Source organism: Sulfurisphaera ohwakuensis, assembly GCF_009729055.1.
In the GTDB taxonomy this organism is placed as follows: domain Archaea; phylum Thermoproteota; class Thermoprotei_A; order Sulfolobales; family Sulfolobaceae; genus Sulfurisphaera; species Sulfurisphaera ohwakuensis.
The window spans coordinates 1,125,913-1,152,793 of sequence record NZ_CP045484.1; the positions used below are offsets into that span (position 1 = coordinate 1,125,913).

Here is a 26,881-nt window from a genome sequence, read left to right on the forward strand (position 1 = left end):
AAAGATTGATATTACACGTTAAAGTTAAATATCGAGAGATAGCTCAAAATCAAAAATTAGCTTTAGTATTAAATATACTATATCTTTATTTTGATTGAAAATATAATAATGTTATTATCGTTAATCTAAAATATATAGAGAGATAATTTTAAATTTAAATTTATATATTCTTATTTCTTATAATTTTATTTAATATAATTAAAAATAGATTAATTAAATAATTCTTGTGAGTAATACTTATAGTACTCAAGGGAATGTCCTTACCATAAAAAAATAGTATTTGTTAATAAATTAATATATTTTTAATGTAATAAGTAAATGTATACGGTTATCCCATAAGTGGTATTAGGTCTTTGCTTTTTAGATTAGATTAGGATAGAATGACTTTTCTAGCCTCTCTTATCATTCGTTCTATATCAGAGATCATTATTTTAACAGTATCCAAATCGAATTTAGCCTCATGAAATCCCCAAACATGTAAGACATAAGCTGAATTCCATCCTGCTTTAACCCAGTCACCTAGTTTTAAAGATAGCTTTGCTGCAGCATGGCCAAGATTATAAGTATACCATCTCCCCTCTTTAATTGCTTGTTGATATTCTGGTAAGTTGAATTTTTCAGCTAACGCTTTGACAATCTCTTCAGCTGTCTTATAAGCCTTTTCAGACGCTTGAATAGCATCTCCTTTAGAAAGATAATCCTTAGCCTCAGATAGATACTTCTCAGCTAATTCTAACCTTATTTTAACTCCTTCGTTTGGATCAAGTTTAGATAGTGCTAAAATTATTAAGTCTTCAACATTGATGCCTTTTTCCTCAGCTTTCTTAATAAGCTCCTCCACAACATCAATTTAATCACAAGGTTTAATAAACTAAATTATACTTCTTAAGCCCTTTTACAAATTCTATTTTTTATTCCTAATCAATAAGTAGAGAACTAATCCTAATATTACTAATGATAACATAATTTCTTCTATATAAAACTTTGATGAATTATATGCGTTCTTAAAAACTGTAGTTATTTCATGGATAGTAATATAAGAGTTATGAGTAATAGTGATGAAAGAAGTTACAGTAGTTACTGAAGTTTGAGTTATAGTAGTAGTAGTTGCAGTCGGAACAGCTGTATTTAACGAGTTGCTAATTGTTGTAGAATTATCTATTAGAATAGGTACGTAAGAGTTGTTAATAAGAATAAACACATATTCCTTCTGTGGAACCCAAAAACTGTAATTATCGTAAACTACATGATATTTCTTTTCTAACTTGAAGTGTGTAACGTTAGGTATATTAGATTGATATGGTAAATTAGTTATACCGAAAGGACAAACAATAGCTCCTTCTACGTATTTAGTTTCGTTAACAAAGAAAGACACACTACCGTTAGGATATTTGATTTCCCAAAGACTGCCAAATGGAAATACTATAACCTCATCCCCAAAAATTATAACACTCGGTAAGGCTAAGAACTGTAATTCAAATATTTGCTTACCGTTAGTGTTGTTATAAACTACGAAAACGCGATTACTCGTACTTAAATAAGTTCTTCCAAAAACTGCATTTTCACCCGTGGTAGGAAGTCCACTTAAAATTACTGGGGGAGTATACCATTTACCGTTTATTTCTACAGTAGTTGAAATGGAAACGTTAAAACCAGGAGCAAGATAAGCAGTTGCACCGTTACCGTAGCCTACTATAACTGTTCCTTGTATGTTAAAGAGACCATTATATTTACCGGGAATATAATATGTCTCGTTAAAAGTTTCAGTTCCGTTAGATAAATAAAAGGTAATCAATACCCCGCTTTTGTTATAATTCCACAAGGTAATTAAAGTATATTTATTACCAGTTAATGTTGGAGTCATATAAGATGTAATTTGAAGTGATCCGTAATACCATATCTCTATTCCCCATTCTGGATTTTCATATTTTCCATAGTACCATAATACGTTTTGCACAAACACTTGCGTTTTGTTTATTAAAATGCAAGTATTTTGCTGAGTAGAAGGGCTTGCACCAGAAACTGAAATATTATAGTATATAACGGTGGAGTTTACTCCAGTAATTGGCATTTGAGGAAATTCGTATCCATAATCACTACCTCCAATACCTATATATATGTTAATCTGACTTTGCGATAATAAAGATAGCGTGAAGAGAATAAATATAATAACCGCTAAAATCTTCTTTACCATAAATTATGATTTAATAATATATTTTTAAATCCTTCACAAAGTTGAAAATGATTTTAATTGATAACTAAGACGATAGTGACGTCCTTAAGCTATTTATATTTCTATAAATTTTTAGCACACAGTAATATGTTGATCCAATATTTATACTCCTTATAAAGAAATCTCATTTAATAAATTTATATACAAATTATAATACTGTCACTAAGATTCTCAATTAAATAAAAGAGTATAAATATTCTATTTTATTAAATAATTTACAGAATAAATTTATTCTTTCTCTCCTTGTTTATTTTATTCCAAGAAATATCTGGATATTCATTATCTTTCTAATAGTTTTTAACACATTTACGTCACTTTTTTAGTATTTTTAATTACTTTCAATTCTCCCATAATTATCAAACGAGCCTATACAGTATACTTTCAAAACTCCTTATATTTAGCGTAAGTAAATATATATTCTCTAGTGATAATCTAACCATTCACATTCAAATAAGAGTATAAAATAAGCCGCGGCCGGGATTTGAACCCGGGACCTTTGCCTTACCAGGGCGGTAAAGATGAGGAAGAACGTCGTAAAATATCGTTGGTTGCCAATTTACGTCAATATGCAACAGAAGGCAACCTAAACGATTTCCGCGATTATCTCTTAAACGAGAAGAAGTTAGACCCCGCAACTGTGCAAACTAGGTTACTTTACTTAAAGCCCGGTAAAAAGATAACGTTCAATAACCAGAGCGTTAAATCTTACCGCTCTTTCGCTAAGTTCTTAGCCTTACACGGAATAATAAGTGAAGATTTCACAAATAAAATATTGAAAGAGATAAAGACAGTGAAAACACAGAGCGATCTCAGAGTACCGACGTTAGAAGAGGTTAAGAAAACTCTGCAGTTAGCAAAGGAGTACAGCGAAAACGTATACACGGTCTATAGTATTGCTCTTGAATCCGGTGCAAGATTAAGCGAAATTCTCAAAATCTTAAAGGAACCGGAACGCGACGTTTGTGACGTGGAGGCCACCCCCGCCACCAATAATCTCGAAAGCGTTTACGTTTAATAAGATAGGTAGGAGTATTAGGGTTAATAGTAAAGCTGAACGCCAGTTCATTAAGTGATAAAAAATTATGTGGCTTTATAAAGGGTCTAAGAACTCCCGATTAAGAATAACGCCTCGAAAGCTAGAAAAATTAAACCTATAAAGAAATTGAGCATATTTGTACGTATATATTTCTACTGATGTAGCTGGACTACCGATTACGTTAAATTGAATGTTACTAAAAGTCTCATTGGGTAATGGATAATAAGGGGCTTATTTAGCTGTTAGTGGTATTCTCATTTTTCTTAGCCTTATTTTTCTTAACTCCATGAATTACATCGAATAGAGTAATAGAAAAAAGAACTGATGCCGTTAAAAACAAGACAAACGAAATAAGAACACCTTCTGAAATCCCTACTTGCTGTTGAGAAGGAGGTGCGTAGAAAGTTCCGAACGTAAACGTAGACGTAAATGTAGTATTAGTTATCATTAATAAAGAAAGACTATTAAAAAAATAAAAATCTTATCATGGGTTTATATAACTTAATGCATAGTTCAGCCCGTTTATTGTACTATGGGACTGACCTACGGCTAACTCTACATAGTTTAAGTTAGCACTTTGATATGCATACACATTGCCTATACTGAAATACCAAGCATATGGATTAGACCAAATAAAGCCGAGGTACTCATTATGGAACAATGTTAAACCAGATTCTGCCAAGCCAGAAGGTAGGGGTGCATCCCCGCCTACATCCGTAGCAGATGAATACCCAGCTACCGCATTAATATATTGAACCCATTCATTATTTATAAACATACCATCCCAACCGGTATTAAGGTCTGGAATGACATCTACATATAAATTAAAAATGTTATATACTGTACCTTCTAGGGCAAAAGAAGGATTTGACTCACCACCAAAATTGGTGTTGCCAAAAGTAACTACACCAAAAGGCGAATTGAAGGAACGAGGTACATATATCTTGTAAATTGTTCCATTATAATCTTCTAAGATTGCTACGGCTGCATATTCAGGATTATTAGGTAATGCTGTTAGGTTCATAAAACCATCAAAAGATACATAAGCATGAAGAGACGGGTAATAATATGAGTCTGGTACTAAAATATACGTATTATATATTAGTATCCCATTACTAGTCCATATCTGTATTCCGAAATCATAATAACCGAGTTGAGTACCGCCATATCTATTTATAACATCAGGGCCTTCGAAGTCCAAATATGCTTATATAGCAAGATATCCTAAGTCTGAATCAAGCGTTACGGTTTCCACGAACCCAGCATAATTTGTAGCATTATATGTTGCTGGGAAAGGATTGGAAAAGTTAACGGCAAAACTATTATAGCTTTGTTCTGAAGTCCCTGAAGGGTACGAACCAGGGTAAAACGCTACCACCCATGTATTTGGGTATGTTTGTGCTGATGGTAGTATGCTTAATGCTGGGATTAGTAGTAGGGCTAGAAAGGTTAGGGAAAGTAGTTCCTTCCTCATTTGCCGAGAAGAGAGAATATAGGTTTAAAAAAGGCTCAAAATTCGGGATAGATTTGGTAAGATGAATATCTCGTATACCACAAGGAGTAATGAGACATAGGCTACTATTTTGAGTGCCAGTATTTTCCGCGTTTGTGGTAAAAATTTTGTAATCCAGTATATTGCACACAACCCTATAATTTTGAGACTTATTAAGTCTGGGAGCACGTCAGTATGGGAATCTCTTTTTTCGCGTAAAAAATGAGATGAACGAAATACAAAAAAAGACTAGTAAACACTAATTTTTTGAGAAAAGTTTGTATATTAGAGGGCGGACCTAAACATATGAAGGGCAAGAACCAAACTAAACGGACGAAGTCCCTATTGTAGGACTTCGTCCGGTTAGCTCTCAAACTAATCTACACCTTTCTAACTAATATACTTTTCCCCGAAGAACTCCTCAAAGCCTTACTCAAGGCAAGGGGAACTTACTTGAGTAGGCTTGGGAATGAGGGGAGAAGAGCATTAAAGCTCTTGAACAATATTAATGTTGATGATGTTAGAAGGGCATTAAGGGAGATGGGTAAGAGGGTTTTGAGGGGGGTTAGGGATAGGAGAGTTGCTATTGACCTCCATTCAGAACCACAGTATCACAAGGATAAGAGTTTGTTGAGTAGGATTAAGCCTAATAGGGGGACCTCTTGGGGTCTCGTTCAAATTACAATTTTCCTCTTGATTAAGGGTATTTTCCTTGATGTTTTGCCTATAACTGTTAAGAATATTGCTGAGGATTTTAAGATGCAAGTTGTTTTGGAGGAGTTGGATAAGTTTGATCTTAGGCTTGTTTATGCTGATAGGGAGTTTGCTGTTAATGAGGTTATCAAGTTTCTCTTGGATTTTGTTATTGCTGCTAGGTATCAAATGTACAAGAGGTATGTGGATAAGTTGGAGGATGTTGATATTACTTATTGTGGTGTTAGGTATACTGGTTTTCTTTGTGTTAGGCATGTTAGTGGTGCTTATCTTGTTATTTTAAGGAAGAAGGAGGGTGGGGAGGATATGTTTATAGCTTTTCTTGTTAGGAGTGAGGTTGATGTTAGGGCTGCTGTTGTTTTGGCTGAGGGAGAGGTGGGGTGTTGAGAATGCTTTTCGTTCTCTTGAGGAGTTTAGGGTTAGGACTTGTGATGTTGGGAAGGAGTTGGTTCTCGTTCTTCTTTCCTATTTTCTTTTGAATGTTTTGGTTCGTTCTTGGAGGAGGGTTAAGTTGTGGGAGTTTTCTCAAGCTCTTGTTGATTTTCTAATCCTCAAGGAGATGAGGGGAGTTGTTGCACAAGGTTTTACCTCAAGTTGGGGAGTTGTTTTTCGTGAACTTCAGCTAACTCTATGTACTCCTTTTTAATCACGTGAAATTAATTCTATATTTCCTGTTTTTCTAATAAAAATATATTTAATTATACTCGATATCATAAAATATATGTGGTTTTATTTGAATGATACTGGTTTTATTCAATTTTGATTAATGTTATTATTTATCTCAGAAAAAAGAGATTCCCATACTGACGTAAAATCCTAACGATAGGATAGTTTTTAAATACATCAGCTTAAGTAGTGAATATTCTTACTATAAAAACGATATAACTTATCCTATTCTCTGAGGTTAGATATAAGTATTAGAAAATTCTTTGTAAGAATTGTCTTGTGCAACGATTTTCCAACAAATGCTAATCAGTCTTTACCAATTCCTCCAATGTTTTAATGTGCCAACACTTCCTCCCGAAACTTCCTGCCTCACAACTGCAAGTAGCTTTGATCACTTTCAGGCTTAATGGATCTAAAACGATCCTACTATAATGGGTTACATCTTTCCTAGTCCTAGACTGAATTTCTGCACTTACTATTACACCTTCTCCCAATGTGTAAAAAACATCTAATCTTTTTACGTAACTTTTTGAGGGGTTTTGTGGAAATCATTTTGTATTCCGTGATACGGAATACGGAAAACTAATTTATAAATTTTTCTCTTTACGGAATACGGAATATGTAACATTATTATTTAATATTGCTTAATGAAGTTTATACATATGAAAGAAGTGGAATTTAAGGGAAGAAAGTTTGTTGTGCTGGAAACAAAGGAGGATTTTGATGAATTTGAGAAAGTTCTTGATAAGGAAATGAAAAAGGCTGAGAAAGAAAAAGTAGTTCACTGACATTTTTGGGTGAGAAGTTCCCTTATTTCGTTTTCGTTAGGACAAATACTTTCTAATTTTTCATAAATCCTTTCCCTCCAGTCAGCGTCCCATATTATTATACAACATAAATTTCTATCTATAGTTATTATGAACCTTATATCTCCCTTTCTTGCCCTGTAACACATGTTATAACCAGATAACGGTCTTATATCAAATGAGTCTGGATCCCTGCTGAGCTCTTCAAGAATGCCCCTTATTTTCTTCGCATCATATTTGCTTCCAGAGAATTTCTTCACAAGATTTTTAAGATCTACCAGAATTCTATAAGAAGAACAGACCATTAAACTCCCTTATCTATTAAATCGTATATTTCCCTTAGCTTCTCTCTGATTATTCTCCCTTTATTCGTTAATCGGATGAGCCTCCTTCTAGGGAAAGTCTCTTCTCTCTTTTCCTCTAATATTCCTATCTTTATTAATTTGTCTACTGCCCTTAAAACTGCAGTAGAGTTAGCCCCGCTTAAGTCTATTATTTTTGAGACGGGCATATATTCATCCTCCATAGCTAAAATTACCCTCTGCTGTATTTCCGTCAATACATTACGCTTTTCCTTATCCGTCATATGAAATACTTTAAACATCCTATGATAAGATTACTTGTTTTATTCCGCATTCCGCAAAACAAAAGATTTATAAATTGCTTTCCATATCTTATCCTCTACGCTCTGGTTCGTCTTTACGTACACTTTAAGCATTCTATTGAATATTTGTTCTTTGTCAACGTCTATCGTATCAACTACCTACGTCAGTATGGGAATCTCTTTTTTCTGAGATAAATAATAACATTAATCAAAATTGAATAAAACCAGTATCATTCAAATAAAACCACATATATTTTATGATATCGAGTATAATTAAATATATTTTTATTAGAAAAACAGGAAATATAGAATTAATTTCACGTGATTAAAAAGGAGTACATAGAGTTAGCTGAAGTTCACGAAAAACAACTCCCCAACTTGAGGTAAAACCTTGTGCAACAACTCCCCTCATCTCCTTGAGGATTAGAAAATCAACAAGAGCTTGAGAAAACTCCCACAACTTAACCCTCCTCCAAGAACGAACCAAAACATTCAAAAGAAAATAGGAAAGAAGAACGAGAACCAACTCCTTCCCAACATCACAAGTCCTAACCCTAAACTCCTCAAGAGAACGAAAAGCATTCTCAACACCCCACCTCTCCCTCAGCCAAAACAACAGCAGCCCTAACATCAACCTCACTCCTAACAAGAAAAGCTATAAACATATCCTCCCCACCCTCCTTCTTCCTTAAAATAACAAGATAAGCACCACTAACATGCCTAACACAAAGAAAACCAGTATACCTAACACCACAATAAGTAATATCAACATCCTCCAACTTATCCACATACCTCTTGTACATTTGATACCTAGCAGCAATAACAAAATCCAAGAGAAACTTGATAACCTCATTAACAGCAAACTCCCTATCAGCATAAACAAGCCTAAGATCAAACTTATCCAACTCCTCCAAAACAACTTGCATCTTAAAATCCTCAGCAATATTCTTAACAGTTATAGGCAAAACATCAAGGAAAATACCCTTAATCAAGAGGAAAATTGTAATTTGAACGAGACCCCAAGAGGTCCCCCTATTAGGCTTAATCCTACTCAACAAACTCTTATCCTTGTGATACTGTGGTTCTGAATGGAGGTCAATAGCAACTCTCCTATCCCTAACCCCCCTCAAAACCCTCTTACCCATCTCCCTTAATGCCCTTCTAACATCATCAACATTAATATTGTTCAAGAGCTTTAATGCTCTTCTCCCCTCATTCCCAAGCCTACTCAAGTAAGTTCCCCTTGCCTTGAGTAAGGCTTTGAGGAGTTCTTCGGGGAAAAGTATATTAGTTAGAAAGGTGTAGATTAGTTTGAGAGCTAACCGGACGAAGTCCTACAATAGGGACTTCGTCCGTTTAGTTTGGTTCTTGCCCTTCATATGTTTAGGTCCGCCCTCTAATATACAAACTTTTCTCAAAAAATTAGTGTTTACTAGTCTTTTTTTGTATTTCGTTCATCTCATTTTTTACGCGAAAAAAGAGATTCCCATACTGACGTAAACTGCTATCCGAATTCTTTCTGAAGTAGCATAAAGAAAATATTTCTAAATCCAGGATCTCTCACAGCTTTTGCGATAACCGCGATCGCGTCATTAATACTGACTTCTCGTGGGTTAAATCCATGTATAACTTGATAAATTTCATCGACCGGTAGTGAATTTATTACTTTTTCCATAACTTCGTCTGGTATCTCTAATTCTTTCCCACGTTCATCAATTCCACGAAGATACAAATAAATTTGATTTTCTACTTCTACCAGTAATTTCACAGAGTTTGTTTGTTCCTAACTTTTCTTTAGCCTTCTCTAATAATCTCTTTTTTGTTCTCTTGTTAGCTTAGATACATCCACAACATTTGGTATAATTTATAATACAATTCTTGGTATTAAAATGTTACCCAATTTTTCCACGGACGTTACCTACGTGCTCGTTCTACTTGAAGGAACTTCCTTTCAATTCATTATAAAATAAGCCGCGGCCGGGATTTGAACCCGGGACCTTTGCCTTACCAGGGCAACGCTCTAGCCAGGCTGAGCTACCGCGGCATTTAATATTTGTACCTTACAGCATATAAGTTTTTTGCAATTCTCATTAGTTATAGTTTTCTCTCTCCCTTATTTTTAAGGATCAGATTAAACATGGACACAAAAGAGAAAACAGATCTAATAAATATGATGTTCCAAGTAATTGAGGAAAACGTGCCTATTGACTGTGAGGATCTAATAGCAGATTTAAGGAAGAAGTTTATGAAGGATGTAAGAGATCTAGGATTTGAGGGGGCTTTACGAAAATGGCTAAAAAACGATAACGATGTGGAAATCATAACTTCTTAAATACCTCTGGTACCTCTACTGATGCTTCTTCGTAATCTTTTATAGTATCTATTGATCTCCAGTAAACGTTTTCATAAGTAACTCCTTTAAGTAAACCTTTTTCAGCTAGAGAAGGAAATGTTATTTTTTCAATATCCCCTTTTTCTGGTAAATATTCGAAAACCTCTGGTTTCATCTTGTAAACACCGGCATTTATCCAGTATTCTTTTAATAAGGGTTTTTCAACAAAACGTATTATTTTTCCATTTTCATCTATAGTTACAATACCATATGGACTCCTTAAAGGAACTAGGGCTATAGCTACAATACAATCTTTTAATACCATCTTGCTAATATCAATGTTAGTAAGTATATCACCATTTATAACTATAAAATCTTCGTTTATGAAATCTTTAAGTCTTCTTATAGCACCACCAGTACCTAATGGTTCTTCTTCTGTTAATGTAGCAATTGACACATTAAGTCTTTGTTGGTTTTTTGAAATCCATTCAATAAGAGCTTCTTTTTTGTAACCTGCTAACACAAAGAAAGAAGTAATACCAAAACTCTTTAACCAATGGATTTGCCATTCAATAATAGGTTTACCAGCAACTTCAACAAGAGGTTTAGGTTTATCATCGGTTAAAGGTCTTAATCTTTTACCGTAACCTCCAGCTAAAATTACAGCTTTCATTAAATTACTACAATTCTTTATAATAATAAAGTTTTTCAGAGTCCTTATTTATTCTCTCCTATTATTATTGTTTTCTATTAATTTAGTCACATCTATTCCTTCCAATTCGAGTAATTTTCTCTTTAATTCTATCCCTCTTGAGTATCCACCTAAGCTTTTTTCTCCAATAACTCTATGACATGGTATTATTAATAGCACATTATTTTTCGATAATGCGGTACCAACAGCTCTAGGTGATGTCTTCACAGCGTCAGCTACTTGCTTATAAGTCCTTACTTCACCCCACTTTATTCTCATTACCTCTTTGAATACTCTTATCCTAAACTCATTAAAAGGTTTAAAGTCTACAGGCTCAGTTAAATCAACCTTCTTCCCTTCAAAATACAAATCTAATTTGTAAAAGAAGTCTGTAAAATAATCATTATTTAGAGAGCTTCTTTCTGCACAATCACAAAAATCTAGCATAACAAATCCTTTCTCATTTTTAGCTACTGTAATTGGACCAAAAGGGCTTTTATAAAGACCGTAAACTATCATTTTAATTTATTTATTGCACTCTGGTTCAAATCTCTATTTCTTATCTCTTCTAATAATGCTTTGAGAAAGTTATCAAACTTAACTCCTCTTATTTCCACATTATTCCTACCTCTTACAGTTACTTTCCCCTCTTCTCTCTCCTTCTTCCCTATTATTATCATATATGGGACTCCTTCATCATAAGCCTTCTTAATCCTTTTTGACAAAGTCTCATCAGACATGTCTAGTTCTACTCTTATCCTATTTTCCTTTAGCTTAGAGAGTAGATTTAGAGCGTAATCCTCCACATCTTTACTTATTGGTAATACTCTGACTTGAACTGGTGAGAGCCATGTAGGTAATTTTCCTCTGAAATGTTCTAATAGAATTGCCATAAATCTTTCTATAGAACCATAAATAGCTCTATGTATCATAACTGGTCTTTTTCTACTTCCGTCTTTATCTATATATTCTAGCTTAAACCTCTCTGGAAGATTGAAATCGACTTGAATTGTTGATAACTGCCACCATCTGCCTAAACTATCCCTTATATCAAAATCTATTTTAGGACCATAAAATGCTCCTTCTTTTTCTTTTACAATATATCTTATTCCTAACTCATTTAGGGCGGAAACTAAAGCATTTGTAGCCTTTTCCCATAATTCATCACTTCCTATACTTTCATCTGGTCTTGTACTTAAATTAATCCTAACATCATCACCTTTAAATCCAAATATAGATAAAACATCAATAGTCTTCTTTACTAACATTTTCACTTCATCTTTTATTTGATCTTCAGTTAAGAATATATGCCCATCATCTTGTACAAATCCTCTAACTCTTAGTAATCCATAAAGCTCACCTCTTTTCTCCCATCTAAAAACCAATCCAAACTCTGAAAACCTTATAGGTAAATCTTTATAACTTCTCGTTTTAGATTTATATATTAAGATATGGGCTGGACAATTCATTGGCTTAAGTCCTAGTTCTTCATCCTCCATCTTGAAAAGAACCATCTTGTCCTTGTAATAATCATAATGACCACTAGTTTTCCAGAGAATCGACCTATATATCTCTGCCGTAAATACTTCTTGATAACCCATACTTTCATTTATTTCTTCCATAAATCTCATCAATTCTTTCCTTATTATCTGTCCTTTATAGTGAAATAGCGCAAGACCAGGTGCAGTCTCGTCAGGAAAGCTGAATAAATCCAGTCTTTCTCCTATTATCCTATGATCGTATTCTGATACCTCCTCTAGCCACTTTAAATATTGATCTAATTCCTCTTTTTTCTCAAATCCAACTCCTCTTATTCTAACATATTGAACATTAGGAGAAGGATGATGAACTGAAATATTAAGTATTTCAAAATATTTTGGTTCTAAACTTGAAGGTTCTCCTAGCACTCTAATCTTATTTCCATTAAATTCTATATATCCATCCTTCAACTGATAGGAGTATTGATTATAAGTAGCAAATTTCTTAGCTTCATCTAATGTTAATGCCGTATCACTTTCTATATCCACATAAAAATCTCTCTCACCTAAACCGACTTCTACTGGTTTAAACCCATTTGAGGCCAAATTTAAGGCATAGATTATACCAGCCTTCAGCCATACTCCTTTATACTCTTCCATAGTTAGGTATTTTTATCTAACCGAATAAAATAGTTTTAGTGTCAGATTTACTTATAATTGCAAGTGGTGGAGGACATACTGGTTTTGGGAGAGCGATAGCTGAATATTTACCCTTTAAGCCAGATTTCGTAATTCCAGAGAATGACAAAAACAGTGAAGAAATGATTAAGAATTTAGCAAGAAAAATATACTATGTCAAGAAGGGAAAAGAACCTAGTGAAGGAAACACACAGTTCTTGAAAAATATATTTAAGATCCTTTCTCAGTCAAGTAAGATCGAGAAATACAAGATAGTAATAGCTACTGGTTCAAATCATTCCTTAATTCCCTCATTTGTGCAATATTTGAAAAGAGCAAAGATTTACGGTATTGAAAGTCAAGATAGAATAGTAACTAAGGGAAAAGCAATTAGGCTAATCTCATATTTCTCAAAAGGAATTTTTTTGCATTGGAAGGAACAGAAAAAACTCTACCCTAAAAAAGGAATAGTGGTGGGCCCAATAGTTGAAAAACCTAAGTATAAAGCAGAGAATGGTGACTATATCTTAGTAACAACAGGAAGCCAAGGATTTAAGGAGTTATTTGATCGTCTTATTAAATTAGAATTAGAGAAGGTAATTGTTCAAACGGGAAAAGTAGATCCGAGCATATATAAGGACAAGAAGCCAAATTGGAAATTCTTCTCTTTCGATCCAGATATAGAAAAATGGATAGCTAAGGCCAAATTAATTATAACACATCAAGGTAAGACAGCAATGGAAGCTGTAGTAATGTATAAGAAACCCACAATTATAGTTTACAACAAATCTTGGATTTATGCTGCTACAAAAGAAGATAGTAAACTTTATGCTGAAATACTAGGAGCAACATTCTTAGATGACCCATCTAGCTGGGATTCAGATGATGTTTTACTTAAAGCGATTGAGAAAGCTCATAAACCTAAGGATTATGAAATTGGCACGCAAAAGTTGGTAGATTTAATTTTAAGTGATCTAACTAGAAACTAATACTAGTGATGAGACGAGCGCACACCGATAAGATGAAGACGTCACTGCGTGCTGATAAGATAATTCAAAAACTTATTCAAGAATTTGAAAAGAATAAAGATCTCTTAAGACAAGCTGGATGGATTGTCAGTGATGCAAATTCATTTGAATGGTGGGATGGATTAAAGACCGCTGATGAAATTTTAATTTCATCCATACTAGTACAAATGACTAAGTGGGAAATAGTTAAAAAAATAATTGAAAGATTAAGGCAAACAGGTTTAAATAAACTAGATAAATTGGCTAATTTATCAGAAGAAGAAATTGAAGAACTTATTAAAGGAGTTAATTTTTATAAGACTAAGGCTAAAAGGCTAAAGAAATTAGCCATTATAGTTAAAGAGAAAGGACTAGAAAATATAGTTAAGAATGAAAAAAGTTTGAAAGAAATTGAAGGAATAGGAGACGAGACTGCAGAATCTTTACAACTTTTTGTAGCTAATCTTCCTGTATTTCCAAGATCCGAATATGCTTCTAGGATTTTAAGCAGAATTTTAGGTGAAAAAATAAGCAAAAAAGAAGCTAAAATTTTGGCTGAGAGTTATTTAAAATATGATGTATATAAACTTAAACTTTTTCATGCTGGAATAGTTACCATTGGTAAAATTTTTTGTTTAAGTAAACCTAAGTGCAATAGTTGCATATTTAAAGATTTGTGTGCATATTATAAACATGTGGTGAAAAGTTGAAACTTTACGAGTTTGAAGGAAAGGAACTTTTTAGGGAAGTAGGAATCCCAGTACCAAAAGGTATAGTTACAGATAAACCAATAAAATGGGAAGGAAAAGCTGTAGTTAAATCTCAACTACTTGAAGGAGCAAGAGGAAAAAGAGGATTAGTAAGAGTAACTGAAAATGTTGAAGAGACTATAAATGAGCTTATGAAGTTAGGAGTTAATAAATTCCTCGTAGAAGAATTTATTCCGCATGAAAAAGAAATCTACTTATCGGCATTAATAGATAGAGATGTTGCAGAACCTATTATTGTAGCATCACCAGAAGGTGGAATAGATATAGAGAGTAGTAAGAATGTAAAAATTTTTCATATACCAATTGAAAGAGGAGTAAGATCTTATGATGTTATTAAAATTGAAAAATATCTTAATGTTAAGGGTCTTGAACCCATAATTAAAGGATTATACAAATTGGTTACTGAATATGATGCTGAATTAGCTGAAATAAACCCATTAGCTGTCACAGTGGATGGAAGGCTTTACGCTTTAGATTCAAAAGTAATCTTAGAAGATAACGCATTATTTAGACACCAAGATCTATTAGAAAAAATTGGAAGATCACCTAGTAAAGATGCCTATGTAGAGTTAGATGGAGATATTGGGATTATAGGTAATGGGGCTGGATTAACTATGGCCACCATGGATATGGTTAAATTAATGGGGGGAAGCCCAGCTGATTTCTATGATGTTGGTGGTGGAGCAGACAGAGAGAAAGTTAAAGAAGCAGTATTGAAGATTGGTTCAAATCCCAAGGTTAAGAAAATCATTATAAATATTTATGGAGGAATAACAAAATGTGATGAAGTCGCACTTGGAATAGTTGATGCGTACAGTTTAATAAAGAAACCCATATATGTAAGACTTGTAGGAACAAACGAAGAACAAGGAAGGAAAATACTTCAAGAAAATGGTATTAAATATTATACTGATGCATTAAGTTGCATAGGTGATGCATTACGCTCATAAATAGAAACACAAGAGTACTAGTTCAAGGAATTACCGGTAAAGAAGGCTCATTCCACACTAAACAAATGCTCAGTTACGGAACTAAAATTGTTGCTGGAGTAAGTCCAGGCAAAGGTGGAACTACTGTTCATGGAGTACCAGTTTACGATACTGTTGAAGATGCACTTAAGGAACACGAAATAGACGCAAGTATTGTATTCGTACCAGCAAAATATGCCCCAGATGCTATTTACGAAGCAATTGACGGAGGAATAAAATTAGTTGTAGTAATAACAGAACACATACCAGTTCTTGATATGTTGAAAATAGTTAGATATGCTAAAGCAAAAGGAACTAGAATTATTGGCCCCAATTGTCCAGGTCTAATAGTTCCAGAAGAGAGCTTAATAGGAATTCTTCCACCTAGAGCTTTTAAGAAGGGAAAAATTGGCATCGTTTCTAGATCTGGAACATTAACCTATGAAGTTGCTGAAATGGTGAAAAAAGACTATGGACAATCTACCGTTATTGGAATTGGTGGAGATCCTATAATAGGAACTGATATGATTGAGGTTGTAAAAATGTTTGAAGAAGACTCAGAAACAGAAAGTATAGTAATGATAGGAGAAATTGGCGGTACGATGGAAGAGAGAGTTGCAAAGATGAAAGCTGAGGGTAAGATAAAGAAAAAAATAGTTGCATATATTGCAGGCATGACAGCACCAAGAGAAAAAAGAATGGGCCATGCTGGTGCGGTAGTTTATATGGGTATGGGAACGTTCGAAAGCAAAATAAAAGCTTTAACAGAAGCTGGAATACCAGTTGCAAAAACACCTTACGAAATACCTAAGTTACTTTCTTCTTGATCTAATAAATACTACTAGAGCTATCACTATCACTACAGTAAAACCTCCTATTAACACGTACTCTGGTGACAAAGAATCAGATGAAGATAAGACTGTTTCTTTTATCCCAACAATTTCTCCTTGATTGAAATTAGAGAAGATTATCGATATTTTTCCACCATCAGGGAAGAAGAGAACATAATAGTGACCTATCATTACACCCATGAAAGGATATGACTTATTATCATAATTATAAGTAGTTTCCCAGAATATATTACCATATACTGAAGTCTCTTGAACTATTATAGAGTAAGCACTTCCATTTACATATATTGTACCACTAGGTTCTACCCACGGAAACTCACCTATTGGTAAAATTACTGTTGCGTATCCTTGAGAAGAAATATTTAGAGCACTTACTGTTAAATTCCCTATATTTAAGTTGTGATATGAGAATGTAGCATGAGGAGAGACTATATAAACTTCTTTATGTAGAGTATTGCCCTTGAAAAGATAATCTAAGTTAACTTTATACACATTGTATGTCTTTATAAAATTAGGTAGTGGTTTTACGAAGTTTAATTTTACACTGAAATTGAACTTGATATTATTTTCAAAAGTTTTGTTATAAATTAATATAGGGAAACCGTATTGAGAAGATACAATAATGTAACTTCCACCTGGAGAATAGAACTTTATGACAGGAATATTAACAGAGCCATTGTTTATAGGGAAAGTTGAAGTAGTGAAATTAGTAAATAATGAGATAATTGGAAGATAGTACTGGTTATAGTAAAGATCATAATAGGTAAGCACTCCATTCAAATTAAAAGATGATATATTTGAGTGTGGCGGAAGCGGAGGTGTATGAGTAGTAAAGTTACTCACTACATGAACATTAAAACTTGTATTCTCCCATGTCATATTAAAATTGTATATATAAAATAAATACTGATTCTGTGTCGTATAATACGAAGAAGAATATAAAGTATAGGAGAAAATCATACCAGGTATTAAGAACGAGAAAAGAATGATGGAGAGTGACATGCTAAGTAATATAAGGTGTTAAGGGTTATTAAAAACTTTCACAACTATGGGCCCGGCGGGACTTGAACCCGCGACCTCCCGGTGTCTGACCGGGAGTGTTATCAGCCGGGCGCTCTACCAAGCTAAGCTACGGGCCCATATTAATCATTATAACTAACCTTTTTAAGACTTTTTGTTAAAAATATAGTCATAATGATGAGCGATGGGCGGATTGATTGATGATAATAGATATATAAAGAAAGGCTGACTAAAATATTAACTAGAAAAAGTTACTCACGTAATCTAGTTATATTCTCTCTATTAGTATTTTTGGTATAGTCATATAATACAGAGATCTAAATGAATCACTAAAATTACAAAGAAAAAACTTAATAAGATAATTATATCCTCTATAATTCATTTCTATTTTAAATATAATGAAATACAGTTAATATCATAGAAATTATAACCCTAATCTTACTTTATCTAGCTACCGTTTTTAACTTTATTACGCTTTTTCGACAAATACAAGACTCAAAACTCTAACAAAAATTTAAATCATCAGATTAAACTTTTAGGACAATAGTTCGCTTGAGAGAACTTGGCTTACGATAGAGAAAATCCAGATATAAATGCAGCATGTTCACTTTAGGAGGACGTACTTTAATATTCCAATATTAATTTCACTAAAACTTAGATAAAAGAACAATATAATGGTCTTTTCTAATAATGTCTTAATCTTTCTCTATTTCGTAAATATAATTTTTTATTAGCCTTCTGAATTAAAATATCACTAAAAGTGAAAACTTTATTTCTTGTAACCCAAATTCTAGTTTAAAAACTTTGAAAATTATCAAATCAACTATCAAATTGAAAGGTAATGATAAAAATCCCATTAGTAGAGAACTAAAATATACGTTAATATTTATTAAAACTCTATAAACCTTCCTTTAAACGCTTAATTCTTTATATTAAGACATCTACAAGGTCTTATTGATTTAAGACGGGAATCTTATGATAACGATCTTTCAAAACTATTAAATCTTGAATTTTTCATAAAAACATAATCACTTATATAAGTTTAGGAAGACAAAATAATTCATATTCTCATACTAGTTATGGTTTTTCATTATATCCAGTTAAGAGTATATAAAATTTTTATAAAACTTTAAGACCACTTCCAGTTAATACTAATACACTAGTTCCTTCTGGATTAATCTTCTTATAAGCAGAATAAACTGTAGCAGAACTATATTCTACGAGAAGGCCTTTCTTAGCTAATTCCTTCCAAGAGTTTAAAATTTCTTCATCAGACACTACTATACAGTCGCCATACTCTTTCACTATTTTTTCCATTTCTGGCAGAAGGAAAGGACTAGTAGAAACTAAAGCATCAGCAATTGACGTAACTTTTTCTGGCGGAGTATACTTTAATCCCTTTATCTTAGAGCATAGAGGCATAACTTGTTCAGTCTGTACTGCTATTAGCCTAGGAATTTTACTTATTATACCCTGATTAAACATATGCCTAAACCCTTCAAAAACACCCAAGAGTAAAGTTCCAGCAGATGTTGGTAAAAACACGTTATCTGGTGATCTCCAGCCTAAGTCACTTACAATTTCATAAGCTAAAGACCTTATTCCATCCCTAAATTGAGGTTGAAGAACATGAGACGCATAATAATATGAAGAGTTTTCAGCAGCTTTTGAAACATCTTCTCTACTACCCTCGACTTTAATAACTTCTGCACCGTAAATCTCAATCTGCTTTAGTTTATTCCCTCTAGCAGTTGAAGGAACAAATATTTTAACTCTCATTCCAGCTGCAGAACCGTAAGCAGCAATAGAAGCTCCAGCATTTCCAGACGAATCTTCAGAAATCTGCTTTATCCCTCTTTCGGCTAAATAAGAAATTAACGTAACAGACCCTCTGTCTTTATAAGACCCAGTAGGATTAAGGAAATCCAATTTAAAATAAACATTATTAGACCTTATCATAGGAGTATGCCATTCCCCTAATGAAATCCAGTTCTTTATATAAGGAAAATTTTCCCTTAAATTTTTAGAGAAAGGAATATCCTCAACCTCAACCTTAAAAGGACCTCCACACCTCTTACAGCGCACTTCTAACCCTTCTCTTTCCATTCCACAACGCATGCATACTTGTCTCATGATAGAAAATTTGATCAAAGATAATTATAGTCTTTCTTATAATAGTTATTAGAAGCATTAAACTATATAAAACGAAAATTCAATAGAAAGATATTTACATCTTATTATACCTAGTTGAACACATTCTAAGAAAATATATCGTGTTGATCTGCTAGCATACATAAAGCGCATATTATATATAATAAATACATTTTCTATTGCCATAACTCAAAAAAGCTAAGGTTTAACTATTCTTTAACAAAATGTAGTCGGTTCTTCTCATATTTAATAAAGTTAAGAAGAGTTTTTCCTAGAGCTCTTATATAATCTCCTTTGCTGTATGCAATCATATCGTTTGCCAACTGAGGAACCCACGTAAGTATGTGCTTTATTATAAATTTTTCCGCATTTTCTACTTCACCGATACTATATAAAAACGATGTAAATTCAAATTCAACCGCAATATGATCTGGTAATGATTTTACTGCTCTTATACCATACTTATTATATATATCTGCGACTTCAAGAGCTGAACTTCCATAAACACTTCTTTCCTTGTACCATGATTCGTAAGGTGGACAGAGAAGCCTAGGATAATCGTTAATGAAACATGAGGTATACTCAGTTGCTAGCTTATCATATTCCCCCTGTTTTACCATAAGTATTATATTTTCTACCTCCTTATAGTAAGGCTTCTCTAAAATCCCACCAAGAAGTGACTCAGCTTGATAATTAAACCTTGGACCTAAAAGTAGATAAGAAAAGAGTTTGTAGTCAACCCACATTCAGATCAAACCTCTTAGGTTTAAACTTGGCCGAGGCAAATCTCCTTTGAAACGAATATTCTGCTCTGTGTCTAGGACATCTTTCAAGCCACTCATCTTCACATTCTAATCCTCTCTCCTTCATAATCTTCTTAACATGGTTTAAACTCTTCCTTGATCCCACAGGCTCTCCACAAACTCTGCATCTTACCAAATAATCTTCCATTACAACTTTCGCAGAAGGAACTCCTTTAGACCTCTTAATATATATTGCCTTTGTAGAGTTAGATGAAGATGTAGGTAATGAGTCTGAATTAACTATGGCCATTATCTTTCCATTACATCCACCATCTCCTTCAGGACAGACGTTTACACAAATATTACATCCTATGCACTTTTTCGAATCAAATACTATCTTTTCACTATCAATGGTTCTTTCAAGCGTTAGTGCTGAAGAAGGACACCACTTTATACAGCTCTCGCAGATCGTACATTTATTCTGATCTATAATAACATCATATGCTATGTCGGATATATTACCTAGCGAGTTTAATATTACTTTTCTAGCCTCACTTCTATTAGTTAGAAACTCAAAAGTAAGCTGTACCTCCTTAGCTTCTTTCATTGTAATAACTCCCTCTGGAGTAATTAGGGAAATGCCTCCTATTTCGTTGTTAAGATCATCTACAACAGACTTAAGGAATAATAGATTTTTAGACAACTCACATCCTGGGCACTTTAAGGTAAGCTTTCCATTACTTCGTAGTAACACTATGTCCTCTGGGGAGAGCATTCCTATACAAGGCAACTTTATAGAGTTTCCAGAATCCTTATAGCAAGAAATTACCTTGTCTCCTTTAACTTTAGCTAACTCAAATATTGAATGCTGTGATACTGATGGAAACTCTATTGCACTCATAGGACATGAACTTGCACAGAGCCCGCAAGAGGTACACTTATCATAGTTTATTATAACTCCCGTCTTCTTATCTATAGTAATTGCCTTATACGAACATGAGTCTTGACATACAGTACATGCTCTATGAAGTCCTTTACACATCTCACTTATGTAAACAGGCTTATCTATTCTATCCTTTACCTTTTGTAGATTCCCAGTAATTACTTCTCTTCTACTGACTTGAAGAGGTTTCTCCTCAATTAATGCTAGGTCTGCAGTCCAAGCATTTTCCAAGATAGTTACATTTTCTTTAACCGCCATCTCTCCCCAAGAATGGTCAATAACCCTAACAAGAAGAGGATTAATCCCAGCCCTTAATGCCGCCTCTTTATAAAGCTTTAAATGAATTTCATCATATACACCAACTATAACTACTGCCCTAGCACCAAGATCTTTAAGCTTTGCTGCTATTTCCTGGGGATCGCATGAATTAAATCCAGAAGGATTTTTATTATGGTCACAAGAGTGATAAAAAATACCTACTTTCAATTTAATTAAGGGGTTTAAAAAAAGATCAGTCATACTTCATCACTTAAATACCCAATGTTTTGCTTCTTCTTCCTCCTCTAATGGGAGTAAGAGGACACCAAGTGTATAAATTCCTAACAAAAGAAGAACAGAACCTATAAACCATACAATGTCATAGTAATTAATTCCGAAAGGCAATATACTCCATAGAGGTCCGTGATTGAAAATACTCCTAAGTTCATATACCCAGTTACTGTTAGCAGGGCTCACTGGAGAGATCGTATAATACCATGTTATAGCTTGCGGAATCACATCTGCGATAGTAATTATTGCAAACATACCTAATAAGCTAAATAGTGCAGCTGTAAACAATGTTGCTCTGTTTCCCATCTTGTACGAAACTGCATAAAGAATTATTGGAATTAATATTCCAACGACGACTGCACCACCCCAGAATACACTGCTCCACCCACCAGATATTAATAATTGTGCCCAAGGATAGGTCTCTTGGTTTGTCGCTGTGATCCATATCCACCAAAGCATTAAGAATCCTACAGCTATAGTTGCCAGTAATCCATCTCTAGCTAATATCTTATACATACTGTTTTCTGTTGCAACTGAAGAAGCATTTTGCTTTTGAGTAGACGAAGGATCAGTTTTATACTCCTTTCTTAACCATGAATATAGAGGGCTGATAAAGGATATCATTCCTATGCCAGCGTAGAAAGATAATATCACGAATAGTAGTGGCATAAATGACCCAAATTCAAAGACCCAAGTAGATAGATAACCAAACACTGATCCTAAGTTAGCATCTAAAATAAGCTCGACCGTTACAGCATAGCCAGCTATCAGAATCCCAATCTTAGACAATTGATATGCAAGAATTGGCTTCTTGTCTTTTCTTTCAGCTTTCTCACCTATAATTGCCAGGATTAATGCTATTATTCCAATACCTACAAGTACATAAAGGACACCGTTCCATGCTATCCTAGAAGTGTCTCTGAAGCTTAAGTATATATATATCGATTCGCCAGGTTTAAATACTGAGGCAAATACCATGATCCATCCTGGAATTAACACAGCTAGAGCAATCCACTCATTCCTCAATTTAACCTTTTCAAACGGATTTCTTTCCTTATGGTTCTTGTTAAATATCTCATAAAGCGAATTGTAAGTACTCACTCCAGTCCCTATTACTCCGAAGAACATATAACCTATTACTAGCAGCCCCCACGGTATTGGAGCATTATTGGGTTCTGTAAATGTAACATCCCCGCTGAACCATGCAAAGGGATTAAAACTCATTCCGTAAAATAATAAACCTCCTCCAATTACAATGAAAACAATTGTCCAAATTATAAGAGTAATTTCCTTTTTATTCATTGATCTCCACCCCCCGTGGCATACCTCTGAAGCTGTCTATTAAAAACGTAGAATACCTTAGGTTGAACATTAAGCTCAGGATTAAGAACTATAGCTTGTCCAGTGTTAACTAAGATGCTGACTTCACTATTTGGATCATCCAAACAACCGAATACCCTAGCTCCACCAGGACATGTTCTTACACAAGCTGGGGTATGAGTATTATCTGGTGCTGTTCCATAACAGAAGGTGCACTTATCGACGTGAGGAACGACATGAATTAAGTTCTCACCGAAATATTGTTTTGCTTTCTGAATATCCTCATATGTATAGAAGTATCTTGCACCATATGGACAAGCTTCAACACAATATAGGCAACCCATACATTTATATTCATCTACTACAACTATTCCACCTTCAACTATCTGTGTAGCCCCAGTTGGGCAGACGTAATAGCACGGCGGATTCTCACATTGCATACAAAGTCTTGGTACAAAGACTCTCTGGACGTTTGGATATTCACCAATTTCTAAGTCTTCCACGTGGGTTCTCCATAATTGCTCCCAAAACGGTGTCTCATTTTCAATTGCACATGCTGCCATACAAGCCATACAGCCTAGACACTGATCAACTTTAACTACAAATCCCCAATGCTCACATTCCTTTGTGTTTCCAAATTTCTCATATGGGTTTACAATTGGGTTTTTATCTAAAAGATCTGAGTTAGACATAGATTACTCACCCCCAGATGTGGAAATATTAAAACGTGAATTCCACTCAGAAGATGAGATTTGCAAATTAGGGCTCACTTGCATGTTAGCTGGCAACGTGTCTGAAGTTTCTACTGGAGCAAGTGTAGTTGCTTCTGTGATTTCGTCTGGGGTAGCTTTTCTAACTCTTACTGTGAATTGCTCTGATTGTCTGAATCCACCTAGTGGATTATAGCTCCAGGGCCAGAAAATACTTATAGGTTTGTTTCCGAAGTTCTTTACTGCCCTAGAGGCATATGTTAATGCGGGATTTCTTTGTCCGTAGGGCTCTGGAACACCTATAGTATCTGGCCTTATAAGTTGAGTAAGATGAGCTCTAAGAACCAGCTTAGGTACTGTCCCATCTGGGTTAGGAAGTTTCCATCTCTCTATAATTATCCAATCTCCTTCGTTTATTCCTATCTGCTTAGCTACATCTGCATTAATCCAGGCCATCTGGTAAATATTTTCATGATAGCTGTTAGACGCTATTGCCATCAAAAGTGGATTATTTGTGCTGGATGTATAAGCAAACATTGGGATTTTGTATTCAACATAGAAGAACTCTGGAGGAGTTGGCTTAAATGTAGGATCATTGTATGGAGGTTCTGCTGGATAATATACACCAGGCTCTCTAGCATAGCCATAGTTCCAATCTGGTGGAACATATGCAATTAAAGGATCCCATACTGGATCATATCCATAGTTCTTCACCACATAGTAATAAAGAACTGTAGAGTATAACTCAATTCTTCCAGTGGGTGTAGCAACTGGTAGATCCCATGGCATTCTTTCGTGATTATTAAAGTATTCATCAACAGTATGGATTATTAATACTCCATTGTTTCTCAATATTTCATACATTTTCTCTACTGGCACACCGGTCTTCTTTGATAAGTATGATAGCTTAGCTTCTCTCCAAGCATCTGCAGTGAAGCTTCCCCAAGGTGGATATCCATTGTTCTGGATCAGGTATTGTTGATATTTAGGCATTTCCTCCTTAATTACTTGTTTGAACACTTCTTTATCTATAGATACGGAATTAGCCATTGCATCAACATACTCATCACCTTTACCGAGCATATATGCTAACATAACGAATAGGTCAAGCCCGTTAGCAGTATTAGGATAAAGTATAGGTATGGCTTGCCATCTACCTCTTAATGCATAATCCATTGCTGGACCGTCATATCTAAAAGGCTCATCTCTCTCTAGATAAGTCACATCTGGTAGAATTACATCAGCATATAAAGTGTCTTCTGTTGGCTGAATATTTATATCAACATAGAATGTATTCTCTAAAATTTCTTTATATTGATCCCACTGGAAGTTTACTGGAGAGCCTCCATATGACATTACAGCTTTTATCTTGTATGGTTGGCCATTCCACGTTACTTGTCCTTTAACGGCTTCATAAGCTCCAGAATCTACGTATAATGTAAAGGCACCAGCAGGCTTTTTACCTTGTTGAACTAAATTCTGATTATAAACATATTGTATAGCGGGATATCCAGTAGACCAGAAATTGGGATTATTATACGCATAGATGATACCAAAAATTGTAAGCAGATTACCTGGGAGGTCAAGGAGAGGAACTTTTGCTAAGATTTCGGGTCTCTGAAGTAATATTCCTGGTTTTGATGAACCAGAAGAGATTGAAGAATTATATGCTTCGATTACTTCCTTCATTCCTTCTCTATATTTTCCAGAGTATACCCAACCTCCTCTTACATCAATATTTCCTGTAAGAGCCATTATCATTGCTGTGGCCTTCCTAAATTGCGGTGAACTATCTCCCCAGAAACCTTTTAACCCCGTAACTATCAGCATAGGTTTTGTAGTCGATATCCTATAAGCAAATTCTTGAAGCATATCAAAGGGAACATCACAGACTTTTGATGCATATTCTAATGTATAACTACTTACACGATCTGCTAAAAACTGAAAAACAGTCCTTATTTTTTTACCGTTTACCTCTAAGTCTGGGACAAACAATGCTGGCCTAATTTCAATACCATCTACCGAATACATGTTAGTATTAGTAAATGGCGGAACTTTTACTATTTGCCCCGTTATTTCATCATATACGTAAAAGGCTTTAACAGTACCATCTTCATAGTCCTCCTCTAGGAGTTTTACTACACCATTTTCTTCATAAGCCAAGAAAGGAGCGTTAGTGTGATATCTTACAAAATATTCATCATAGTATCCGTTTTGGATTATATAGTTTATTATTGCCATAGCTAAGACCAGATCGGTACCTGGTTTAATTGGAATCCAAAGGTTTGCTTTGGACGCAGCCTCTCCAACTCTAGGGTCTATAACTACAACATATGCACCATTGGCTATACCTTCACCAAATCTTACACCTCTGTTAACGAATATTCCAGCTGAGAATGCACTTGTTCCCCAGGATACTATTAGCCTAGAATACGTCATATCATCCATTACATCAGTTGCATGAAGATCAAAACCTCCTATTACATATCCCACAGACTGCTGGAGGGAGAACATACAGCTTTGCATTGGTGTTCCATTTATATTTGGCATCTGAGTGCCCAAAGTAAATGGAATAAAATATCTCTTGTAGTTAGCACATGGTATAGCTCCACCTATTAAGATAACTTCCCAAGGCTTAATATCGAGCTCCTTAAACTTCTGCATAATATAATTAATTGCCTCTTCCCATGTAGCTTCTCTAAAACTCCATGTTCCTTTTGGTCCTGTCCTTATTAATGGAGTTTTAATTCTGTCCACATTATAGGTTCTGAATATGCCGGATCTTCCTCTGGCACAAATCTTCCCCTTATTTAACGGAGATAACGGATTTCCATCTATCTCTACAGCTCTTATGTAGGTGCCTTTCTTCTCTACCCTTACTAGAATATCACAAGTAGATGAACAAAAGGCGCACACATTAGGTACATAGGAATACTCCCAGCCTGGTTGCGGAGTCTCATAATCTATTGGTGGGGATAACAAGTTAAAGTTGAACTTGCTCGCCGCATAAGCAGCACCACCAGCTACAGCCGCTAATGCAGATGCCTTTAAGAAGTCCCTTCTGGTTAAGCGGAGTGAGTTGTAATTTTGTGTCATTATGATGTATTATGCAATCTACT

25 protein-coding genes, 2 tRNA genes and 3 pseudogenes are annotated in these 26,881 nt (G+C 34.5%); 8 read left to right on the forward strand and 22 right to left on the reverse strand.

Going from position 1 to position 26,881, the window contains the following annotated elements; all coding sequences use genetic code 11:
* Positions 1-370: 370 nt before the first annotated feature.
* Together D1869_RS06290 and D1869_RS06295 are read right to left on the reverse strand one after the other, a co-directional pair.
* Positions 371-841 carry a PaREP1 family protein gene (locus tag D1869_RS06290; RefSeq protein WP_156014397.1) on the reverse strand — a complete coding sequence of 157 codons (471 nt, stop codon included), beginning with the start codon at positions 839-841 and terminating at the stop codon, positions 371-373.
* A 63-nt stretch (positions 842-904) separates the two neighbouring features.
* Entirely contained in the window at positions 905-2,194 is a 1,290-nt protein-coding gene (locus D1869_RS06295; RefSeq protein WP_156014398.1) for a hypothetical protein, read from the reverse strand.
* 520 nt (positions 2,195-2,714) lie between these two features.
* On the opposite strand from D1869_RS06295, the gene D1869_RS06300 reads away from it, so the two are divergent.
* The gene (locus D1869_RS06300) at positions 2,715-3,248 is read left to right on the forward strand and encodes an integrase (protein ID WP_231113760.1); all 534 of its coding nucleotides are present in this window, start codon (positions 2,715-2,717) and stop codon (positions 3,246-3,248) included.
* A gap of 256 nt (positions 3,249-3,504) precedes the next feature.
* On the opposite strand, the gene D1869_RS06305 is transcribed toward D1869_RS06300, so the two are convergent.
* The 3 genes from D1869_RS06305 to D1869_RS06315 are packed head-to-tail and all read right to left on the reverse strand — an operon-like array spanning position 3,505 to position 4,743.
* Complete coding sequence (locus D1869_RS06305; protein ID WP_156014399.1) at positions 3,505-3,717, reverse strand: hypothetical protein; 213 nt, start codon at positions 3,715-3,717, stop codon at positions 3,505-3,507.
* 36 nt (positions 3,718-3,753) lie between these two features.
* On the reverse strand, positions 3,754-4,470 hold the full coding sequence (locus D1869_RS15450; RefSeq protein ID WP_231113761.1) for a hypothetical protein: 717 nt from the start codon (positions 4,468-4,470) through the stop codon (positions 3,754-3,756).
* Between the two features lie 6 nt (positions 4,471-4,476).
* Positions 4,477-4,743 (reverse strand): hypothetical protein, encoded by a 267-nt coding sequence (locus D1869_RS06315; protein WP_156014400.1) that lies wholly within the window; start codon positions 4,741-4,743, stop codon positions 4,477-4,479.
* Positions 4,744-5,067: 324 nt separating this feature from the next.
* Between D1869_RS06315 and D1869_RS06320 the strand changes: the two are divergent.
* A pseudogene (locus D1869_RS06320) lies at positions 5,068-6,101 on the forward strand (transposase).
* Between the two features lie 345 nt (positions 6,102-6,446).
* On the opposite strand, the pseudogene D1869_RS06325 reads toward D1869_RS06320, so the two are convergent.
* Positions 6,447-6,635, reverse strand: a pseudogene (locus D1869_RS06325) (SWIM zinc finger family protein); the annotation flags it as partial.
* 168 nt (positions 6,636-6,803) lie between these two features.
* Between D1869_RS06325 and D1869_RS15680 the strand changes: the two are divergent.
* Entirely contained in the window at positions 6,804-6,929 is a 126-nt protein-coding gene (locus tag D1869_RS15680; RefSeq protein ID WP_260311266.1) for a hypothetical protein, read from the forward strand.
* On the opposite strand, the gene D1869_RS06330 is transcribed toward D1869_RS15680, so the two are convergent.
* From D1869_RS06330 to D1869_RS06350, 5 genes and pseudogenes are all read right to left on the reverse strand, one after another.
* Positions 6,923-7,252 carry a type II toxin-antitoxin system RelE family toxin gene (locus D1869_RS06330; protein WP_156014401.1) on the reverse strand — a complete coding sequence of 110 codons (330 nt, stop codon included), beginning with the start codon at positions 7,250-7,252 and terminating at the stop codon, positions 6,923-6,925. The two genes, D1869_RS15680 and D1869_RS06330, sit on opposite strands and share 7 nt — an antisense overlap.
* Positions 7,252-7,533, reverse strand: coding sequence for a winged helix DNA-binding protein (locus D1869_RS06335; RefSeq protein WP_156014402.1), 282 nt, complete (start codon positions 7,531-7,533; stop codon positions 7,252-7,254). The genes D1869_RS06330 and D1869_RS06335 overlap by 1 nt, the downstream gene beginning before the upstream one ends.
* Positions 7,534-7,896: 363 nt before the next feature.
* Positions 7,897-8,930 (reverse strand): annotated as a pseudogene (locus D1869_RS06340) (transposase).
* 125 nt (positions 8,931-9,055) lie between these two features.
* Complete coding sequence (locus D1869_RS06345) at positions 9,056-9,319, reverse strand: hypothetical protein (RefSeq protein ID WP_231113763.1); 264 nt, start codon at positions 9,317-9,319, stop codon at positions 9,056-9,058.
* Between the two features lie 201 nt (positions 9,320-9,520).
* Positions 9,521-9,595: transfer RNA gene (locus tag D1869_RS06350), tRNA-Thr, on the reverse strand.
* Between the two features lie 93 nt (positions 9,596-9,688).
* Between D1869_RS06350 and D1869_RS06355 the strand changes: the two genes are divergently transcribed.
* Positions 9,689-9,883, forward strand: coding sequence for a hypothetical protein (locus D1869_RS06355; protein ID WP_156014403.1), 195 nt, complete (start codon positions 9,689-9,691; stop codon positions 9,881-9,883).
* Here D1869_RS06355 and D1869_RS06360 read toward each other — a convergent pair.
* From D1869_RS06360 to thrS, 3 genes are read right to left on the reverse strand one after another with little or no spacing between them, the layout of a single operon-like run.
* Positions 9,870-10,556 carry a nucleotidyltransferase family protein gene (locus D1869_RS06360; protein WP_156014404.1) on the reverse strand — a complete coding sequence of 229 codons (687 nt, stop codon included), beginning with the start codon at positions 10,554-10,556 and terminating at the stop codon, positions 9,870-9,872. The two genes, D1869_RS06355 and D1869_RS06360, sit on opposite strands and share 14 nt — an antisense overlap.
* A 48-nt stretch (positions 10,557-10,604) precedes the next feature.
* Positions 10,605-11,093, reverse strand: coding sequence for a methylated-DNA--[protein]-cysteine S-methyltransferase (locus tag D1869_RS06365; protein WP_156014405.1), 489 nt, complete (start codon positions 11,091-11,093; stop codon positions 10,605-10,607).
* Complete coding sequence (thrS, locus tag D1869_RS06370; protein WP_156014406.1) at positions 11,090-12,712, reverse strand: threonine--tRNA ligase; 1,623 nt, start codon at positions 12,710-12,712, stop codon at positions 11,090-11,092. Before thrS ends, D1869_RS06365 begins: the two co-directional genes overlap by 4 nt.
* A gap of 38 nt (positions 12,713-12,750) precedes the next feature.
* Here thrS and D1869_RS06375 point away from each other — a divergent pair, with 38 nt between their 5' ends.
* The 4 genes from D1869_RS06375 to sucD are packed head-to-tail and all read left to right on the forward strand — an operon-like array spanning position 12,751 to position 16,302.
* Complete coding sequence (locus tag D1869_RS06375; RefSeq protein ID WP_156014407.1) at positions 12,751-13,719, forward strand: UDP-N-acetylglucosamine--N-acetylmuramyl-(pentapeptide) pyrophosphoryl-undecaprenol N-acetylglucosamine transferase; 969 nt, start codon at positions 12,751-12,753, stop codon at positions 13,717-13,719.
* A gap of 32 nt (positions 13,720-13,751) precedes the next feature.
* Positions 13,752-14,447, forward strand: coding sequence for an endonuclease III domain-containing protein (locus D1869_RS06380; RefSeq protein WP_231113764.1), 696 nt, complete (start codon positions 13,752-13,754; stop codon positions 14,445-14,447).
* Positions 14,444-15,457: a succinate--CoA ligase subunit beta gene (locus D1869_RS06385; protein ID WP_156014409.1), complete on the forward strand. Its 1,014-nt coding sequence runs from the start codon at positions 14,444-14,446 to the stop codon at positions 15,455-15,457. The genes D1869_RS06380 and D1869_RS06385 overlap by 4 nt, the downstream gene beginning before the upstream one ends.
* 29 nt (positions 15,458-15,486) lie before the next feature.
* Positions 15,487-16,302: a succinate--CoA ligase subunit alpha gene (gene sucD / locus D1869_RS06390; protein ID WP_231113799.1), complete on the forward strand. Its 816-nt coding sequence runs from the start codon at positions 15,487-15,489 to the stop codon at positions 16,300-16,302.
* Here sucD and D1869_RS06395 read toward each other — a convergent pair.
* The 8 genes from D1869_RS06395 to D1869_RS06430 all read right to left on the reverse strand — a co-directional run bounded on the left by D1869_RS06395 (position 16,288) and on the right by D1869_RS06430 (position 26,858).
* Positions 16,288-17,328, reverse strand: a complete 1,041-nt coding sequence (locus D1869_RS06395) for a hypothetical protein (protein ID WP_156014411.1) — start codon at positions 17,326-17,328, stop codon at positions 16,288-16,290. The two genes, sucD and D1869_RS06395, sit on opposite strands and share 15 nt — an antisense overlap.
* A gap of 47 nt (positions 17,329-17,375) precedes the next feature.
* Positions 17,376-17,465: transfer RNA gene (locus D1869_RS06400), tRNA-Ile, on the reverse strand.
* A gap of 1,000 nt (positions 17,466-18,465) precedes the next feature.
* A complete protein-coding gene (locus D1869_RS06405; RefSeq protein WP_156015921.1) occupies positions 18,466-19,482 on the reverse strand; it encodes a pyridoxal-phosphate dependent enzyme in 1,017 nt (338 codons plus the stop codon).
* Positions 19,483-19,706: 224 nt separating this feature from the next.
* Positions 19,707-20,243 carry a TorD/DmsD family molecular chaperone gene (locus D1869_RS06410; RefSeq protein ID WP_231113765.1) on the reverse strand — a complete coding sequence of 179 codons (537 nt, stop codon included), beginning with the start codon at positions 20,241-20,243 and terminating at the stop codon, positions 19,707-19,709.
* Positions 20,233-21,702: a 4Fe-4S dicluster-binding protein gene (locus tag D1869_RS06415; RefSeq protein WP_156014412.1), complete on the reverse strand. Its 1,470-nt coding sequence runs from the start codon at positions 21,700-21,702 to the stop codon at positions 20,233-20,235. The genes D1869_RS06410 and D1869_RS06415 overlap by 11 nt, the downstream gene beginning before the upstream one ends.
* 6 nt (positions 21,703-21,708) lie before the next feature.
* Complete coding sequence (nrfD, locus tag D1869_RS06420) at positions 21,709-23,034, reverse strand: NrfD/PsrC family molybdoenzyme membrane anchor subunit (protein WP_156014413.1); 1,326 nt, start codon at positions 23,032-23,034, stop codon at positions 21,709-21,711.
* Positions 23,031-23,744, reverse strand: a complete 714-nt coding sequence (locus D1869_RS06425) for a 4Fe-4S dicluster domain-containing protein (protein ID WP_156014414.1) — start codon at positions 23,742-23,744, stop codon at positions 23,031-23,033. Before D1869_RS06425 ends, nrfD begins: the two co-directional genes overlap by 4 nt.
* Positions 23,745-23,747: 3 nt before the next feature.
* Positions 23,748-26,858, reverse strand: a complete 3,111-nt coding sequence (locus D1869_RS06430; protein ID WP_156014415.1) for a molybdopterin-dependent oxidoreductase — start codon at positions 26,856-26,858, stop codon at positions 23,748-23,750.
* Positions 26,859-26,881 lie beyond the last annotated feature (23 nt).

Bases quoted from the DNA above. Each gene is read 5' to 3' on its own strand.
- D1869_RS06295 (WP_156014398.1), bottom strand. From the start codon at position 2,194: ATGGTAAAGAAGATTTTAGCGGTTATTATATTTATTCTCTTCACGCTA.
- D1869_RS06305 (WP_156014399.1), bottom strand. From the start codon at position 3,717: ATGATAACTAATACTACATTTACGTCTACGTTTACGTTCGGAACTTTC.
- D1869_RS06315 (WP_156014400.1), bottom strand. From the start codon at position 4,743: ATGAGGAAGGAACTACTTTCCCTAACCTTTCTAGCCCTACTACTAATC.
- D1869_RS15680 (WP_260311266.1), top strand. From the start codon at position 6,804: ATGAAAGAAGTGGAATTTAAGGGAAGAAAGTTTGTTGTGCTGGAAACA.
- D1869_RS06330 (WP_156014401.1), bottom strand. From the start codon at position 7,252: ATGGTCTGTTCTTCTTATAGAATTCTGGTAGATCTTAAAAATCTTGTG.
- D1869_RS06335 (WP_156014402.1), bottom strand. From the start codon at position 7,533: ATGACGGATAAGGAAAAGCGTAATGTATTGACGGAAATACAGCAGAGG.
- D1869_RS06355 (WP_156014403.1), top strand. From the start codon at position 9,689: ATGGACACAAAAGAGAAAACAGATCTAATAAATATGATGTTCCAAGTA.
- D1869_RS06360 (WP_156014404.1), bottom strand. From the start codon at position 10,556: ATGAAAGCTGTAATTTTAGCTGGAGGTTACGGTAAAAGATTAAGACCT.
- D1869_RS06365 (WP_156014405.1), bottom strand. From the start codon at position 11,093: ATGATAGTTTACGGTCTTTATAAAAGCCCTTTTGGTCCAATTACAGTA.
- thrS (WP_156014406.1), bottom strand. From the start codon at position 12,712: ATGGAAGAGTATAAAGGAGTATGGCTGAAGGCTGGTATAATCTATGCC.
- D1869_RS06380 (WP_231113764.1), top strand. From the start codon at position 13,752: ATGAAGACGTCACTGCGTGCTGATAAGATAATTCAAAAACTTATTCAA.
- D1869_RS06395 (WP_156014411.1), bottom strand. From the start codon at position 17,328: ATGTCACTCTCCATCATTCTTTTCTCGTTCTTAATACCTGGTATGATT.
- D1869_RS06410 (WP_231113765.1), bottom strand. From the start codon at position 20,243: ATGTGGGTTGACTACAAACTCTTTTCTTATCTACTTTTAGGTCCAAGG.
- D1869_RS06415 (WP_156014412.1), bottom strand. From the start codon at position 21,702: ATGACTGATCTTTTTTTAAACCCCTTAATTAAATTGAAAGTAGGTATT.
- nrfD (WP_156014413.1), bottom strand. From the start codon at position 23,034: ATGAATAAAAAGGAAATTACTCTTATAATTTGGACAATTGTTTTCATT.
- D1869_RS06425 (WP_156014414.1), bottom strand. From the start codon at position 23,744: ATGTCTAACTCAGATCTTTTAGATAAAAACCCAATTGTAAACCCATAT.
- D1869_RS06430 (WP_156014415.1), bottom strand. From the start codon at position 26,858: ATGACACAAAATTACAACTCACTCCGCTTAACCAGAAGGGACTTCTTA.